Annotated in this window: 12 protein-coding genes; 6 read left to right on the forward strand and 6 right to left on the reverse strand. The window is 69.5% G+C overall.

Annotated elements, in window-relative coordinates; all coding sequences use genetic code 11:
- Positions 1–38: 38 nt before the first annotated feature.
- Positions 39–1,481 carry an NAD(P)H-quinone dehydrogenase gene (locus FrCorBMG51_RS07475; protein WP_047222345.1) on the reverse strand — a complete coding sequence of 481 codons (1,443 nt, stop codon included), beginning with the start codon at positions 1,479–1,481 and terminating at the stop codon, positions 39–41.
- A gap of 566 nt (positions 1,482–2,047) precedes the next feature.
- Between FrCorBMG51_RS07475 and FrCorBMG51_RS07480 the strand changes: the two genes are divergently transcribed.
- Positions 2,048–2,488, forward strand: coding sequence for a gamma-glutamylcyclotransferase family protein (locus tag FrCorBMG51_RS07480; protein WP_047222346.1), 441 nt, complete (start codon positions 2,048–2,050; stop codon positions 2,486–2,488).
- A gap of 156 nt (positions 2,489–2,644) precedes the next feature.
- Here FrCorBMG51_RS07480 and FrCorBMG51_RS07485 read toward each other — a convergent pair whose 3' ends face one another.
- A complete protein-coding gene (locus FrCorBMG51_RS07485) occupies positions 2,645–3,172 on the reverse strand; it encodes a MarR family winged helix-turn-helix transcriptional regulator (RefSeq protein ID WP_052914451.1) in 528 nt (175 codons plus the stop codon).
- A 138-nt stretch (positions 3,173–3,310) separates the two neighbouring features.
- On the opposite strand from FrCorBMG51_RS07485, the gene FrCorBMG51_RS07490 reads away from it, so the two are divergent.
- On the forward strand, positions 3,311–5,428 hold the full coding sequence (locus FrCorBMG51_RS07490; protein ID WP_235433401.1) for an MMPL family transporter: 2,118 nt from the start codon (positions 3,311–3,313) through the stop codon (positions 5,426–5,428).
- Positions 5,429–5,514: 86 nt separating this feature from the next.
- On the opposite strand, the gene FrCorBMG51_RS07495 is transcribed toward FrCorBMG51_RS07490, so the two are convergent.
- The 3 genes from FrCorBMG51_RS07495 to aspS all read right to left on the reverse strand — a co-directional run bounded on the left by FrCorBMG51_RS07495 (position 5,515) and on the right by aspS (position 10,508).
- The gene (locus tag FrCorBMG51_RS07495) at positions 5,515–6,711 is read right to left on the reverse strand and encodes an amidohydrolase (RefSeq protein WP_047222348.1); all 1,197 of its coding nucleotides are present in this window, start codon (positions 6,709–6,711) and stop codon (positions 5,515–5,517) included.
- 685 nt (positions 6,712–7,396) lie between these two features.
- Entirely contained in the window at positions 7,397–8,536 is a 1,140-nt protein-coding gene (locus FrCorBMG51_RS07500; protein WP_047222349.1) for a glutamate--cysteine ligase, read from the reverse strand.
- Between the two features lie 232 nt (positions 8,537–8,768).
- Positions 8,769–10,508, reverse strand: a complete 1,740-nt coding sequence (gene aspS / locus FrCorBMG51_RS07505; protein WP_047222350.1) for an aspartate--tRNA ligase — start codon at positions 10,506–10,508, stop codon at positions 8,769–8,771.
- 417 nt (positions 10,509–10,925) lie between these two features.
- On the opposite strand from aspS, the gene FrCorBMG51_RS07510 reads away from it, so the two are divergent.
- From FrCorBMG51_RS07510 to FrCorBMG51_RS29430, 3 genes are all read left to right on the forward strand, one after another.
- Positions 10,926–12,179 carry an ATP-binding protein gene (locus tag FrCorBMG51_RS07510; protein WP_200902361.1) on the forward strand — a complete coding sequence of 418 codons (1,254 nt, stop codon included), beginning with the start codon at positions 10,926–10,928 and terminating at the stop codon, positions 12,177–12,179.
- A 148-nt stretch (positions 12,180–12,327) separates the two neighbouring features.
- Positions 12,328–12,825 carry an AAA family ATPase gene (locus FrCorBMG51_RS29425; protein ID WP_200902362.1) on the forward strand — a complete coding sequence of 166 codons (498 nt, stop codon included), beginning with the start codon at positions 12,328–12,330 and terminating at the stop codon, positions 12,823–12,825.
- Entirely contained in the window at positions 12,759–13,487 is a 729-nt protein-coding gene (locus FrCorBMG51_RS29430; RefSeq protein ID WP_200902363.1) for an AAA family ATPase, read from the forward strand. Before FrCorBMG51_RS29425 ends, FrCorBMG51_RS29430 begins: the two co-directional genes overlap by 67 nt.
- A 5-nt stretch (positions 13,488–13,492) precedes the next feature.
- Here FrCorBMG51_RS29430 and FrCorBMG51_RS07520 read toward each other — a convergent pair whose 3' ends face one another.
- Positions 13,493–14,044: a GrpB family protein gene (locus FrCorBMG51_RS07520; protein WP_047222351.1), complete on the reverse strand. Its 552-nt coding sequence runs from the start codon at positions 14,042–14,044 to the stop codon at positions 13,493–13,495.
- A 365-nt stretch (positions 14,045–14,409) separates the two neighbouring features.
- Between FrCorBMG51_RS07520 and FrCorBMG51_RS07525 the strand changes: the two genes are divergently transcribed.
- The coding region (locus tag FrCorBMG51_RS07525; RefSeq protein WP_200902364.1) for an IS1380 family transposase at positions 14,410–15,696 on the forward strand (1,287 nt) is incomplete at its 3' end.

Below are 15,696 nucleotides of genomic sequence, written 5' to 3' on the forward strand. Positions count from 1 at the left end.
GGCTGCCAGCCGCGACTGTCAACCGCGGCTGGCGCTGGTCAGAAGCTCGCGAACAGGTCCCGGGGCATGGCGATGCGGGCTGCCTCGGTCAACGAGCCGGACACCGACGGGTAGATCGTGAAGGTGTGGGCCACCTGATCGACGGTGAGACCGTTGGCCACCGCCAGCGAAACCGGAAAGATCATCTCTGACGCCCGCGGTGCCACGATCACCCCGCCGAGGACGCTGCCGCTGCCCGGCCGGCAGAACAGCTTCACGAAACCGTCGGTGATGCCCTGCATCTTCGCGCGCGGGTTGCGCGCCAGCGGGAGGATCGTCGTCTGCGCCGCCACCGCGCCCGACTCGATCATTTTCTGTGAGATGCCGACCGTCGCGATCTCCGGCTCGGTGAAGATGTTGGACGACACGGTGCCCAGCCGCAGCGGCGTGACCGCCTCGCCGAGCGCGTGCCACATGGCGATCCGGCCCTGCATCGCGGCGACGGACGCCAGCGGCAGCACCCCGGTGCAGTCGCCGGCGGCGTACACCCCCGGCACCGACGTTCTCGACATCCGGTCGACCTCGATGTGGCCGGTCGGGCTGCGGCGTACCCCGACCTCGGCAAGCCCGATGTCCGACGTCCGCGGCACCGACCCGACGGCCATCAGGACGTGACTGCCGGTGATGGTCCGGCCGTCCGCGAGATCGACCTCGACGCTGTCACCGACCCGGCGGGCGGCCTCGGCCCGGGCCCGGCTGAGCACGGTCACCCCGCGGCGCTGGAAGACCTCCTCGAGCACCTTGGCGGCGTCCGGGTCCTCCCCGGGCAGCACCCGGTCCCGGGAGGAGACGAGCGTCACGTTCGCACCGAGCGCCTGATAGGCGCTGGCGAACTCGGCGCCGGTGACACCGGAGCCGACAACGATCAGATGCTCGGGCAGCTCCCGAAGATCATAGATATGGCGCCAGGTGAGAATTCTCTCACCGTCCGGTTCGATGTTCGGAAGAACTCTCGGTGACGCTCCGGTCGCGATCAGGATGATGTCGCCGAAGAACGCCTCCCCGGAGGCGACCTCGACGGCGTGCGGGCCGACCAGCCGGCCGCGGGCGTGCACCACCCGGACGGCCTCCTTCTCCAACCGGGTCTCGATGTCGCGGGACTGCGCCGCGGCAAGCCCCCGCACCCGGGCGTGGACCCGCTCGATGTCCACACCGATGCCGGGCGGCAGCCCCGGGCCGGGCGCCGCCCCGGCGTCCCAGCCCGCCTCCGGCAGGACGTGCCCACCGTCACGCAGCCGGACTCCCAGGGACGGCGCCGCGGCCAGCTCCGTCATCGCGGCCGACGTGGCGATCAGCGCCTTGGACGGGACACAGTCGGTGAGGACGCACGCACCACCCACCCCGTCCGAATCGATGAGCGTGACGAACGCCCCAAGCTCAGCCCCGACAAGAGCCGCCTCGTACCCTCCGGGTCCGCCTCCGAGAATGACGATTCGCGGCACCTGCGCGCTCCCTTCGGTGGGTGGGATTCCCACCAGCTATCTTGCCTTGTCCGATGTGTGAGCAACCATCGCATGAACAGTCACTCGGCCGACGTGCGCGGACGCTCCCCCGCCGGGCCGGCATCGGGCGGACCGGGACACCGACGGCCAAGGTCCGGGATGGTCGGGATCCGGGATGGTCGGGGTCTACACTGTCTTTCGCGTAGCTGTCGAACATCGACGACCGGATCCGCGGTGCCCCGCGGGAGACCGTCTGCCACCGCGACGTGGTTACGGTCCGCGTTGTCACACGAAGTCGGGTCCACGGACGTCGCGATCAGGATCCCACGGCCGCCCAGGTAGTTGTGGTCGGATCGTGCTCGGATCGATCGTGGCACATCGGACGGGTCCGGGCAGATATACGGTCCGCGAGGTCGGCCGGAAGTGGCCGAGGGTTCCCCGCGCGGCGCGTCCGCGCCCGCGGGGGGAGGAAGTGGGTACGGGTAGGGACCAGTGAAGATCCTCCAGGTAGTTCTTTGCCGCCGCGGCCACGACCTCGGCGCCCGGTCCGGTGAAGGACGCACACGATGACCTTGTATGCCGCCTACGGCAGCAACCTCGACCCGGCTCAGATGAAGGAACGCGCACCCCACGCCCCCGTCATCGGGACCGGCTGGATCCGCAACTGGCGGCTCACCTTCGGCGGCGAGGACGTCGGCTGGGAAGGCGCGCTGGCCACCATCGTCGAGTCACCCGGCTCCCGGGTGTACGTGATGCTCTACGACGTCGCCAAGCGCGACCTCAGGCAGCTCGACGTCTGGGAGGGTGTGGACGCCGGCCTCTACACCCGCATCCGCGTGCGGATCTTCACCCTGGACGGCGAGACGCTGGCCTGGACGTACGTGCTGGACGCCTACGAGGGCGGGCTGCCGTCCAAACGGTACGTGGCCATCATGGCCGACGCGGCCGAGCGGGCCGGCGCGCCGTCCGACTACGTGGCCGATCTGCGCAACCGCCCCACCGCCTGACGCCCCGGTCACGCTCTCCGTCGCGTGGCCTCTGCCGGTGCCGGCGGTCCACACGCCACGTTGCGGCCCGCCCCCGGCCCGCCCCNNNCGGCCCGCCCCCGGCCCGCCCCGGGCCGCCATCGCGGCGGCAGCTCCAGCTGCCTCCCGCCCGCGGTCTTAGCTGCTCTCACCGACGCCAGGCCCGCAACCGAGTCCTCGGGGCTGGACAGCCTGCCCTCGCGTGGCCAGCTCGTCCCCCAGCACGCCGAGGATCCGGACGAGATCGGCCTGGTCCCGCTCGGACAGCACGTCGAACAGCGCCGACGCCCGCTCGACATGCTCCTGCCCGACGCGGTCCACCACCTGTTCACCCTTGCTGGTCAGGGTGATGAGTATCGCCCGGCGGTCGCGCGGGTGCCGGGTACGGCGGACCAGACCGTCGTGCTCGAGGGTGTCCACGAGCCCGGTCACGGCCCGGGCCGTGGTGCCGAGGTCCTGAACGAGATCGCGCATGATGGGCGGCCGCGGATGGTGGCGCAGCGCCGACAGCAGCCGGACGCCGGCCGGGCTGAGACCACCGAGCCCTACGGACGCGTGTAGATAGCGCACCCAGGCAGGGCCGAAACGGGCAAATGCATAGAAAACCCGCTCCCGCAAAGGCATCGTGATGTCACGGTCAGCGTTCACCGCAGGCGTGTCACCCATAAGACAAACCATTACTGGGTTCACAATCGACAGTGGTACCGTTGCGGAGGTCAGTATGCAGGAGCACAGATCATCTTAACGAGTGAGGGGACGCCGATGTCGGCGCTCGCGCGCTGGTGCCTCCGGCACCGCCGGCTTGTGATCTCTTTCTGGATCGCAGCCTTCCTGGTGGGAGGCGCCACCGCCGGTATCACAGCCGACCGGCTGACCTTCGACTTCTCGCTGCCCGGCCAGCCCGGCTACGAGACGGCCAAGAAGGTCCTCGCCATCTACCATACGGATGACCAGGGCGCACCGATCATCCTGTCGCTGTCGGCCCAGCCCGGCGGGCAGGCCACCGACCAGCAGGTGACGACCGCGTTCGCCGCGGTCAAGAAAGACGTGCCCGGCATTCGGGTCATCGGCAGAGCGGAAACCGGCGACGACATCTTCGTCACCGACGACGGCCGCGCCCAGTTCGCATACGCCTTCTACCCGCGGCAGACCAGTTTCACCTCCGAGACCGCGGAGGCGCTGAAGAAGTCGCTCGCCGCGCACTCCCCGGCCGGGCTCACCGGCACCGTCACCGGTCTGGACGAGCTCGCGACCAACGGCGCCAACGACTCCGGCCCGGGGGTGCTGGTCGAAACCCTGCTCGCCGGGCTCGGCGCGCTGGCCGTCCTCGCCTTCGTCTTCGCCTCGCTGCTCGCGCTGCTACCGCTGCTCATCGCCGCGGTGGCGATCCTGTCGACCTTTCTCGTCCTGCTGGGACTGACCGTCTTCGTGGACGTGTCGTTCCTGGTGCAGTTCCTCGTATCCCTGATCGGCCTCGGTGTCGCCATCGACTACTCGCTGCTGATCGTCACCCGTTGGCGGGAGGAACGCGCGCACGGCCGGGACAACCACGACGCCGTGGTGGCCTCGATGCAGTTCGCCGGTCACGCCGTGGTGTTCAGCGGCCTGACCGTGGCCATCGGCCTGGTCGCGATGGTCGTCATCCCGGTGCCCTTCCTGCGCTCCATCGGCTACGGCGGCATGCTCATCCCACTGATCAGCGTGGCGGTCACGACCACTCTGCTGCCCGCCCTGCTCGGCGGCATCGGCCCGCGGGTCGACTGGCCGCGTGTCCGGCACGAGAACACCGCGAGCCGGTTCTGGACGAGATGGGCCTCGCTGGTGGTGCGCCGCCGCTGGATCGCCGCCGGCGTCGGTATCGCCATCCTCACCGCGCTGATCATCCCCTTCTTCGGGATCCAGATCGGCACGGCGCAGTCCGGGTCGCTGGCCAAGAACGGCCCCGCCTACGAGGCGATAAAGCTCCTCGAGGACGGCGGCGCCCCGAAGGGCGTCCTCACCCCGGCCGAGATCCTGGTCCAGTCATCCGCGGCGGACGACGTGGCGCAACGTGTCCGGGCCGTGGACGGCGTGGTCACCGCGACCCTTCCGAGCGGTACCGACGCAAACCGGGACGGCACCTCGCTGATCATTGCTGTGCCGGACAGGGAGACCGCGGGCGGCAGCAGCATCGACCCGATCCGCAACATTCGCTCCGCGCTGCACGACGTGCCCGGCGTCATCGGTGTGACCGGGATAGGCGCGTTGCAGCTGGACTACCTGCACGGCGTCTACGGGGTGTTCCCCTGGGCCCTGGCTCTGATCGTCATCGTCACCTACATCCTGCTGGTGCGGGCCTTCCGCTCGCTGCTGCTGCCCCTGAAGGCGGTGGTGCTCAACCTCGTCTCGCTGGGGGCGACGTTCGGGGGCGTGGTGCTGTTCTGGCAGCACGGCTACGGCTCCGAGGAGATCTACGGCATCGAGGCCACCGGCGCCATCACCTTCTGGCTGCCGCTGATGGTCTTCGCGTTCCTCTTCGGCCTGTCCATGGACTACGAGGTGTTCATCCTCGCCCGCATCCGTGAGGAGTACGACGCCCGCGGCGACACCCACGCCGCCGTCATCGAAGGCGTCGGCCGCACTGGGCGGCTGGTCACGTCGGCCGCCCTGATCCTGTTCCTGTCGTTCCTGTCACTGTCGAGCGGGCCGCAGACCGACATCAAACTGTTCGCGACCGCGCTCGGCTTCGGCATCCTGCTGGACGCGACGGTCGTCCGGATGCTCCTGGTGCCGGCACTGGTCTCCCTGTTCGGCAGCTGGAACTGGTACCTGCCGGACGGGGTCGCGAAGCTGCTGCGGATCGAGACGTCGCACGCACGGCCGGCCGTTCCGGAACCTCGCTCCCGGCCCGAGGCCGACCTCGAGGTGCCCAGCCCCCGGTAGACCCGATGCTCCAGGTAGACCCGCCCGCGGGGCCCTGGCTTACGGCCAGGGCCCCGTCGTCTCGGTTTTTCGACGGCTGCTCGCCGTCACTCCCCGGCCGCGGCGGCCGACGCGAGATCGACCGCGGTGGTCGCCAGCAGTCGGACGCCGATACCGATGGCCTTCTCGTCCACGTCGAACCGGCCCTGATGAAGGTCGTAGACGGGGCCGTCGGGGCTGCGGGTACCCAGCCGCGCGAGCGCTCCCGGCACCCGCTGGAGATACCAGGCGAAGTCCTCACCGCCCAGGGACTGGCCGGTGGGCGCGACGGCGTGCTCACCGATCGCCGCCACGGTCGCCCGGCGAAGCACCTCGGTGATGTCCACAGAGTTGATCACAGGTGGGATGTCCTGCCGGTGCTCGATCGTCGCGGTGGCGCCGAACGGCGCCACGAGCTGCGCGACCAGCCGTTCGACCATCGCCGGGGCCCGTTTCCAGATCTCTTCGTCGAAGAGCCGCAGCGTGCCCCGCAGCAGGCCGTCACGGGGAATGGCGTTCGGGACGCTGCCCGCCTCGATCTGCCCCCAGACCAGGCACGCCGCCGCCCGGGGATCGACCGTTCGCGACAGCGCCGCGGGCAGCCCCGTCACCACCTGCGCCAACGTGTACACCAGATCCACGGTGTTCTGCGGACGCGAGGTGTGCCCGCCAGGGCCCTGCAACCGGACCTCGATGTAGTCCGTCGCGGCCGTGATCGGGCCGCCGCGGATACCCACCCGCCCGACTTCGAGCGCCGGGTCGCAGTGGACGGCTATCGCCGTGGACACCGAATCCAGCACACCCTCACGGATCAGCTCGAGCGCGCCGCCGGGCATGACCTCCTCCGCGGGCTGGAACACCAGTCGGATGGTGCCAGGCAGCGGGTAACGCTCGTCGAACGCCGCCAGTGCCCTGCCGACCCCGAGCACGATCGCGCTGTGGACGTCGTGCCCGCAGGCATGGCTCACCCCTGACACGCAGGAGGAATAGGGGAGGTCTTTTTCGTCCTGCAACGGCAGCGCGTCGATGTCCGCACGGACCATGACAACCGGGCCGGAACCGGTACCGACATCGCACCACAGGCCGGTGCCCGAGGACATCACCCGCGGCTTAAGACCGGAACTGTTCAGTGATTCCGCAATCAGTTCGGTCGTCCGCAGCTCCTGCCAGGCCAGCTCGGGATGCGCGTGGATGTCGCGGCGGACATCCACCAGATCTTTCTCATTTTCCGCAAGCCAGGCCGCGACGAAGTTCTCCACCTTCACCGCACGGCCACCTGCCTACTGCCCCCACCTTGGCTCACGAGCCATCGACACCGAAAAGCCTCGGCCCCCTGCAAGTCAGACCCCTACTCTCCCGATATCAAACGATCACCAAATGCTACTGCGCGACCTACTGTGCGACGAGACGCCCAGGCGGCTCGACAACCGCGGCGACGCGGCAACCGGAACACGACGGACGCCGACACACCATCCCCGGATTTCCGGCGGATCGACTCGCAATCCCCAGGGGACGCCGAGAGCCACACCACAAAATCGCACCGCCGCAGGTGAGAGCACCATCGCCGCTCACCCCCGTCAACCACGGTACTCCGCCCCCGCCGCGCCCCGGACGCGGCCGCCCGGCAACCCCCGCTGTCACCGTCGACCGCGCCCCCGGCTTCCCCACGTCACCCCGCGCGGGGAGCACCCTCGCGCTCCTCCGCGCCTTCGGATCCGTGGATCCGTGGATCCGCGGGTCTTCCGGTCCTGAAGGTCTTCGGAGTTCTCGGGATCCACGGGGACCGGAAAAGAAGCATGACCGTACACCCTTTGGCCAGCCAACGCACCGAAGCTGTCGCCCACGCCACCGGCAGCCATACCGCCAGCAGCTCCACCATCAGCGGACCCACGGCACGGGGCCATACCACCGAAAAGTCATACCGCAGGGAGCCATACCGGCCGTTCCCCGCTAAAGAGGCCGGCGGGACTTCATCTCCCGAAGAAGGACATCGACCACCGCGGAGAGATCCCCGTCGGCCCGTTGCGCCGCCGCACGCTGGCGATCGCAGCTCGAGCCGACCTGAAGAACGTGCAGGACGTCGGTGAGCTCGTCGACGCATTCCAGCCGCCGCGCGACGGGCAGCAGATCGTCGACGAGAGCGGCGATCTCGTCCCGGACACGACGGGTGGTGCCCCGCTCGTCGAGCAGGATCTCGGCGTCCAGACCGTACCGGGCGGCCCGCCACTTGTTCTCCTGCACCACCCAGCGCTGCGGTGTCGGCAGCTGGTAGCCCTGGTCGAGCCGGGTGTTCATCCGGTCGACCAGGCACTGGGTCAGCGCGGCGATCGCCCCGACCTCCAGCAGGGTCGGCAGACCGTCACAGATACGCAGCTCCACCGTGCCGAAGTCCGGGTGTGGCCGGACGTCCCACCACACCTCACGGATGGTCTCCACCGTCCCGGACGACACCAGCGTCCCCATGAACCGCTCGAACTGCTCCCAGTCCGACAGAAGGTACGGCAGGCCGGCGGTGGGCAGGCTCTCGAACACCTTCGAGCGCGACGACGCCAGCCCCGTGTCCAGACCCAGCCAGAACGGCGAGGACGCCGACAACGCGAGGAAATGCGGGATGTAGCCGACGAGTGCGTTCACAACGGGAATCGCCCTGTCCTGCGCGGGAACACCGACATGTACGTGCACGCCGAAAATCAGCAGGCGTCGGGCGACCCACTGCATGCGTTCCAGGATGGAGCGGTAGCGCGGATCGGGGCTGATCTGCTGGTCCGCATAGCTGGTGATCGGGTGGGTACCGCTGCACATCAGGGCAAGCCCGCGCGACGCGGCCAGATCCTCGATGAGACCGACGGTCACGGCCAGGTCGGCCTTGGCGTCGGCGACCGTGTCGCAGACCCCGGTGACAACCTCGATGACCGACTCGAACAACTCGTGTTTGGCACGCTGTTCGGCATGTTCACCGATCTTGGCCTGATACTCGTCGAGGATGGCTGTCGCCGCCCCGCGAAGCTGACGGGTACGACGGTCGACCAACGCCAACTCCCACTCGACACCGAGACTGGACGTCGGTGACGGCGAGAACGGTATCTGCATTCCCGGGCCTCCTGTCGTATCCGGCGCGTGATCCACGACCAACCCGCCCGAAGCCGAACCAGCCGGCCCCGATGCCCGTCCGGGGCGGATTCACCGGTCATACCCACGACACGACGCGTGATGCGGCCAGGTAACCGTAAAACGGCCGGGACGCCGCCGGAGGCGGTTTCACCCGGTCGTGCCTGCCAGGTAGGGGAATTCGCGTGCGGTGGCAGGTGAAGGTGGCAGGCGTTTACGCTGTCGGTAGTACCCGGATGCCCAGCTCACGCACCTGCCGGGCGTCGATCGGGGTCGGTGCGCCGGTCATCGGGTCGAGTCCGGACTGGGTTTTCGGGAAGGCGATGACCTCGCGGATGTTGTCCTCGCCGGCCAGGATCGCCACCAGCCGGTCGATACCGACGGCGAAACCGCCGTGCGGCGGGGCCCCGTAGGAGAACGGCGTCAGGAAGAAACCGAACCGGCGGTCGGCCTCCTCCGCCGAGATCCCCAGGGTGGCGAAGATGCGCTGCTGCAGGTCGGGCTCGTGGATCCGGATAGATCCCGAGCCGAGCTCCCAGCCGTTGAGCACCAGGTCGTAGGCACGGCTGCGCACGGCCAGCGGCTCGGTCTCGAGCTTGTCGAGGTCGTCGGGATGCGGCCGGGTGAAGGGGTGGTGGCCGGGCTTGGGCCGCCCGGTCTGCGGGTCGACCCCGACGAACAGCGGGAAGTCGGTGACCCAGACGAAACGGAACTCGCCCTCGCCGGCCGGCGGGCGGCCGAGGTCGTTACGGAGCTGGCCGAGCACCTCGCAGACCGTCGCCCACTCGTCGGCGACCAGCAGCAGCAGGTCGCCGTCCTCACCGCCGGTCGCCTTCACGATCCCGGCCAGCTCGGCGGCGGAGAGGAACTTCGCCACCGGTGACTCCAGCGACCCGCCGGCACCGACCCGCATCCACACCAGGCCCTTCGCGCCAAGCTGCTTGGCCCGCTCGGTCAGCGCGTCCAGCGCCTTGCGGTTGTGGGTGGCCGAGCCGCCCGGCACCCGGATGCCCTTCACCGACGGCGCCCCCGCGAACGCCTGGAAGCCGCTGCCCGTGAAGACCCCGGTCAGCTCGACGAGCTCCAGGCCGAAACGCAGGTCGGGCTTGTCCACGCCGAAACGGTCCATGGCCTCGTGCCAGGTGATCCGCTCGATCGGCGCGACCGGCCCGCCGGTGACGGCCCGTGCGGCGGCCAGCACGGCAGCGGAGATCACCTCCAGGACGTCGTCCTGGTCGACGAAGCTCATCTCGATGTCGAGCTGGGTGAACTCGTACTGCCGGTCGGCGCGCAGGTCCTCGTCACGCAGGCAGCGGGCGAACTGGAAGTAACGGTCGGCGCCGCCGACCATCAGCAGCTGCTTGAACAGCTGCGGGGACTGCGGCAGCGCGTAAAAGCTGCCCGGGAACTGCCGGGACGGCACGACGAACTCCCGCGCCCCCTCCGGCGTGGAGGGCATCAGCAGCGGCGTCTCGACCTCGACGAACTCCCGCGGTACCAGCTCCGAGCGCAGCGCGGCCAGCACCGCCGAGCGGGTGCGCAGGTTGCGCTGCATGTGCTCGCGGCGCAGGTCCAGATAGCGGTAGGTGAGCCGGGTCGCCTCGTCGACCGAGTCCGCCCGCTCGTCGATCGGGAACGGCGGCGGCAGCGCCGCGGAGAGGACCGTCACCGTGCAGTCGTGCAGCTCGATCTCGCCGGTGGCCAGGTTGGGGTTCGTCGTCCCCTCGGGCCGGGCCGCCACCGTCGCGGTGACGGCGACGACGTACTCGGAGCGGACGTCGACGGAGCCGTCCACCACGCACTGCACCTGGCCGGAGTGATCCCGCAGGTCGACGAACATCAGCGACTGACCATGCTGGCGGCGGCGGGCCACCCAGCCGCATACCGTAACCGTCGCACCGATGTGCTCCGTGCGCAGCGCACCGCACAGGTGTGACCGCATCGCCGTCTTCATCGACCGTTCCGCCCGTTCGCTGTAGTTCCTGGGCCTGCCGTGGCTGCTTCAGGTGCCCGCGCACGCCCGTATCACGACGCCCGTACCGCGACCGACCTTACCGGCCGCCGGCGCCATGACCGAGCGAACATTCACGCCCACCGCCCGCCACCGCGGCGAATCCGCACCGTCCCGGATCCGTCGGGGCACCGCCACGATCAAGCATCCCAGCGGCCGACCGCCCACACGGCGCACGGCCACCCGCCCACGTACCGGCGTCCATTTCACCACGACCCATCCGGCCAGATGACCACGCAGTAGGCATCCAGATGCCCACGGTTCCTGCGGCCAACTGTCCACAGACCATGCGACCAGATGACCACAATCATAGCGTCCAACTGTCCACGATCATGACGGCTAGATGACCATAATGGTGCTGTGAACGCACCTGGTGCGCTGGTCAGGCGCAAGGCGGAAGCACTCATCGTGGAGGCACTGGGAGACACCAGAGTCGTCGCGATCAACGGTGCGCGGCAGGCCGGCAAGAGCACCCTCGCCCGGCTGGCGGCGTCCGCTACCGCCAACCCACTGATCCGCTTGCTCGACGACCCCGCCACACTGCGCGCCGCACACGACGACCCGACGAGCTTCATCGATCATGACGGGCTACTGGTCATCGACGAGGTCCAGCTCGCCCCCGAACTGTTCCGCGTGATCAAGGTAGCGGTGGACACCGACCCCCGGCCCGGCCGCTTCCTCCTGACCGGCTCCGCCCAGATCCTCGCCCTACGCGACCTTCCGGACGCGCTTCCCGGACGTATCGAGACCATCGAACTGTGGCCGTTCTCGCAGGGCGAGATCGATGGGACGCCCGACCGCTTCGTCGACGCGGCCTTCACCCACGGCCCCGAACTCAGGCGCAGCTCACCGCTGCGGCGTCGCGACTACCTGGAACGCATCGTCCGCGGCGGCTACCCCGAAGCGGTGCGGCGCTCACCCCGCCGCCGGGCGGCGTTCTTCGACTCCTACCTGTCCACCCTCATCGCCCGGGACGTCACCGAACTGTCCGCCATCCAGCGCCGCGGCGAACTGCACCAACTGCTCGCCCTGCTCGCGAGCCGGTCCGGCGGGCTGCTGGTACCCAGCGCGCTCGCGTCGCAGTCCGGCATCCCCAGAACCACTCTCAACCGCTACCTGGACCTGCTGTCCGCGGTCTTTCTCATCAAGCTGGTTCCGGCCTGGTCCACCGGCCACACCCACCGGGCGGTCGGCACACCGAAGCTGACATACGTGGACAGCGGCATAGCCTGCCATCTGCTGGGGCAGGACGCGGCCCGGCTCGGGGAACCCGACGGCACCGCCGGCCCGATGGTCGAGAACTTCGTCCGCACCGAACTCGCCCGCCAACTCAGTTGGAACGAGCAGCCCGCCCGCCTCTACCACTACCGGACAAAGGACAAGGTCGAGGTGGACGCGCTGCTGGAGACCCCTGACGGCCGTGTCGTCGGGATCGAGGTCAAAGCCGGCGCCACCGTCCGCACCGAGGACCTCGCCGGCCTGCGCCACCTCGCGAACCTGCTCGGCCCACGCTTCGTAGCCGGCTACGTCCTCTACACCGGCCAACAAACCCTGCCCTTCGGCGACCGCCTCCGCGCCCTCCCTCTCGACGCCCTGTGGAACCTGACCCCCTGATGACCCACCTGGCCCCGCGAGTCCGGTGAGGTCGTTCTCGCGGGTCGGGCGGGAGTGGGCCGGTGAACGGCGCACGTTCCGCTTCCTCAGCCAGCCCGGATGCACAGCCAGACGTCGCCCGTGGTGGTGCCCGCCGTAGAGTGATCGCATGACGGCAGGTCGGCTTGCGGCGGTGACGGTCGAGGGGTACACCTCGATCCGCTCGACGCGGGTCCGGCTGGGCAGGCTGAACGTCCTGATCGGCCCGAACGGGGCGGGCAAGAGCAACTTCGTCTCCGCGCTGGAGCTGCTGGGGCGAATCGTCGACGAGGACCTGCAACTGTTCGTCGGGCTGCGCGGCGGTGCCGGAGCGCTGCTGCACGGCGGCCCGCGGGCCGGCGCGTCGGGGATCACGGTCCGGGTGGAGGCACCGCCACACTCCTACCTGGCACGGCTGGTCCCCAGCGCACGCGATGAGCTGGTCTTCGAGGCGGAGGAGATCTCCGGGCCGGCCGGGACGGTGCTGCTGGGCCGCGGGCACGGGAGACGCTGCTGCACCGGAAGACCGGCGGCCAGGCCGAACAGGCGACGGCAGGCCGGGTGGCGGAGATCCTGGACGGCTGCCGGGTGTACCACTTCCACGACACCAGCCGAACCGCGCCGGTGAAACGGTTCGCCGACCCGGCGGACAACCTCATCCTCGCCCCCGACGCGGGAAACCTGGCGGCCTACCTGCTACGCCTGGCAACCGAGGACACCCCGGCCTACCGGCGGATCGTGCGGGCTGTCGGGCAGGTCGCGCCGTTCTTCCGGGACTTCGTGCTGGTGGGGGAACACGCCGGTGTCCGGCTGCGCTGGCGGCAGACCGGCACGGACGGGGCCTTCGGCCCCGAGTCGCTGTCCGACGGCACCCTGCGCTTCATCTGCCTGACCACGCTGCTGCTGCGTCCCGACCCACAGCCGCTGATCATCCTGGATGAGCCGGAACTCGGCCTGCACCCGTTCGCCCTGGTCCAGCTCGCCGGCATGCTGCGCTCCGCCAGCCAGACCAGCCAGATCGTCGTGGCCACCCAGTCCGTCCCGCTCGTCGACCACGTCGACCTCGGCGACCTCGGCGACCTCGGCGACCTCGGCGACCTCGGCGACATCGGCGACATCGGCGACCGCGCGGATGGCGCCTCCGCCTTCCGCCGCCCCGACCCGGCCGATCTCGCGGCCTGGCTGGACGACTACTCGCTGGGCGAGCTGTGGCAGAAGAACATCCTCGGCGGCGCCAAGCCTGGGGAATCCTGTTCGCGATCGCTTCGTGTCGGGCGTCCGCGGAGATGAGTGGGTCAGGTTGCGCGGGGCGTCCAGCCGGTAGCGTCGGCCCATGCCTCCGCCCGGGTTGTGATCTCGGTGATGAGTGCGCTCTTTGCGTCCGCGTAGGCGTTCATGTCCGGCCAGTCGTGGTAGGCGAGGTCGCGTTTGAGCATCTCATAGGCGGTGCGGTCCGCGGTGTTGTGGCGTAGCCAGTCCCGGAACAGCAGGTGCCGTCGTTCCCAGCCGCTGCTGGTGGAGCAGATGTGCGCGTGGACGTCGAGGTCGGGTGTGCGGACCATGCGGTGTCCGGGTTCTCGGACCCGCAGGAGGTATCCGGCGTCGGTGAGCGGTGGGAGGTAGCGCTGTTCGTCCTCGATGTCGGGGACGCTGAGCTGGATGTCGATGATCGGCTTGGCTGCGAGTCCGCGTACCGAGGTGGAACCGACGTGGTCGACGCGCACGGCCGTGGCCCCCAGCGCTGTGAGGATTCGTCGCCGTTCCTGCTCGAATCTGGCCGGCCAGGCCGGAGAGTAGTCGACGATCGTGATCGTGCGGTGCTCGACGCCGCCGATGAGCTCCGCCATGGCCGTTATCCTCGTCGACCGATTAACCACATGGGAGATAGGCGGCAGGGTCCGTCATCTGTCTGACCAGTTTCAGATAACCGTCAGGTCAGACGCCGCTTGCGTAGCCGAGCGACCGGCAGATGAGCCGAGACAAGATCATCACCCTGATCGAAACCCTTGGTGACATGACAACCGCTCTTGCCGAGGCCGACTTGCCAGACAAAACCAAGGTATACCGTCACCTAAGCCTGGATGCACCGTCGTATATGCCTGTCTGGCGCCCGGTTTAAACGCGAAAGTGCCCTCTGAGCTGGGAGGATGGGAGTTCTCTACGCTTCCGTCCACCCGATCGAGAGGGCACTTCGCACGTGCGATTGTTGCATGTGGCCTCGAGGACCCACGTCCGGTTCGACGACCCTGACCTGATCGCCTGCGCGGGACTCGTCCCGGTGATGCGGCTGGGCGAACGCGCCGGCCTGCCCGAGCTGGTCACCGAGCACCTACGACCGGCCGACCCCAAGGGCGTCAACGCCCCGGCGAAGGTGGGGTGCCTGGTCGCTGGCATGCTTGCCGGCGCCGACTCCATCGAGGACATGGGACTGCTGCGCCACGGCGCGGTGGGCGACCTGTTCGGCGGAGTCCGCGCCCCTTCGACACTCGGGTCGTTCCTGCGGGCGTTGGACTGGGGCAACGTCCGCCAGCTGGGCAAGGTCAACCGGCTGCTGCTGGCGGGTCTGGCCGCCCAGGCGCCGTTGCTGTCTGGTGCCGACGTGCTGGCGTTCGTCGACGTCGACTCCTGCCAGCGGCGGGTCTACGGCCCGGCCAAGCAGGGCGCCGCGTTCGGCCACACCAAAATCGCAGGAAAATCGCTGCTGGTCCGCGGGCTGAACGCGCTGGTCGGCACACTGTCCACCCCGACCGCGGCACCGGTCGTTGCCGCCACACGGTTGCGCGGCGGCGACGCCGGCTCCGCCCGCGGCGCGGCGTCGTTCGTCGCCGAGACCGTCACCACCGCCCGCCAGACCGGCGCCACCGGAACTCTGGTCGTGCGGATGGACTCGGCGTTCTACTCCGGGGCGGTCGTGGCGGCCTGCNGCCGCCGTGGCGGCGCCCACTTCTCCATCACCACCCCGCTCGACCGCAAGATCGCGCGGACGGTCGCCGCGATCGGCGACGATGCCTGGACACCGATCCGCTACCCCCGCGCGATCTGGGACGAACAGACCGGCCAGTGGATCTCGGACGCGCAGATCGCCGAGGTGCCCTACACCGCGTTCGCCTCCAGCCGAGCACACCGCACCGACGGCCGCCTCGTCGTACGCCGGGTCAAAGACCTCAACCGCAAGGCGGCGGCTGGCCAGGGGGAGCTGTTCACCGCCTGGCGCTACCACACGGTGTTCACCGACAGCCCGTTCACCCTGGCCCAGGCCGAAGGCCAGCACCGCGACCACGCGATCGTCGAACAGGTCCTCGCCGACATGATCGACGGCCCGTTGGCCCACCTACCCTCCGGAGTGTTCACCGCGAACGCCGCCTGGCTCGCGCTCGCCGGGATCACGCACAACCTGCTACGCGCCGCCGGCACCCTGACCTCGGTCTTCCACGCCCGCGCCCGCAGCGCCACCCTGCGCACCCATCTGGTCGACGTCCCGGCCCGGCTCGCCCGCCAC

Origin of the sequence: Protofrankia coriariae (assembly GCF_001017755.1) — a bacterium.
Taxonomy (GTDB): Bacteria; Actinomycetota; Actinomycetes; order Frankiales; family Frankiaceae; genus Protofrankia; species Protofrankia coriariae.

What these genes read in the sequence shown, in the direction of transcription:
- FrCorBMG51_RS07480 (WP_047222346.1), top strand. Translation starts at nt 2,048, where the DNA reads ATGACCTTGTATGCCGCCTACGGCAGCAACCTCGACCCGGCTCAGATG.
- FrCorBMG51_RS07485 (WP_052914451.1), bottom strand. Translation starts at nt 3,172, where the DNA reads ATGGGTGACACGCCTGCGGTGAACGCTGACCGTGACATCACGATGCCT.
- FrCorBMG51_RS07500 (WP_047222349.1), bottom strand. Translation starts at nt 8,536, where the DNA reads ATGCAGATACCGTTCTCGCCGTCACCGACGTCCAGTCTCGGTGTCGAG.
- aspS (WP_047222350.1), bottom strand. Translation starts at nt 10,508, where the DNA reads ATGAAGACGGCGATGCGGTCACACCTGTGCGGTGCGCTGCGCACGGAG.
- FrCorBMG51_RS29425 (WP_200902362.1), top strand. Translation starts at nt 12,328, where the DNA reads ATGACGGCAGGTCGGCTTGCGGCGGTGACGGTCGAGGGGTACACCTCG.
- FrCorBMG51_RS07520 (WP_047222351.1), bottom strand. Translation starts at nt 14,044, where the DNA reads ATGGCGGAGCTCATCGGCGGCGTCGAGCACCGCACGATCACGATCGTC.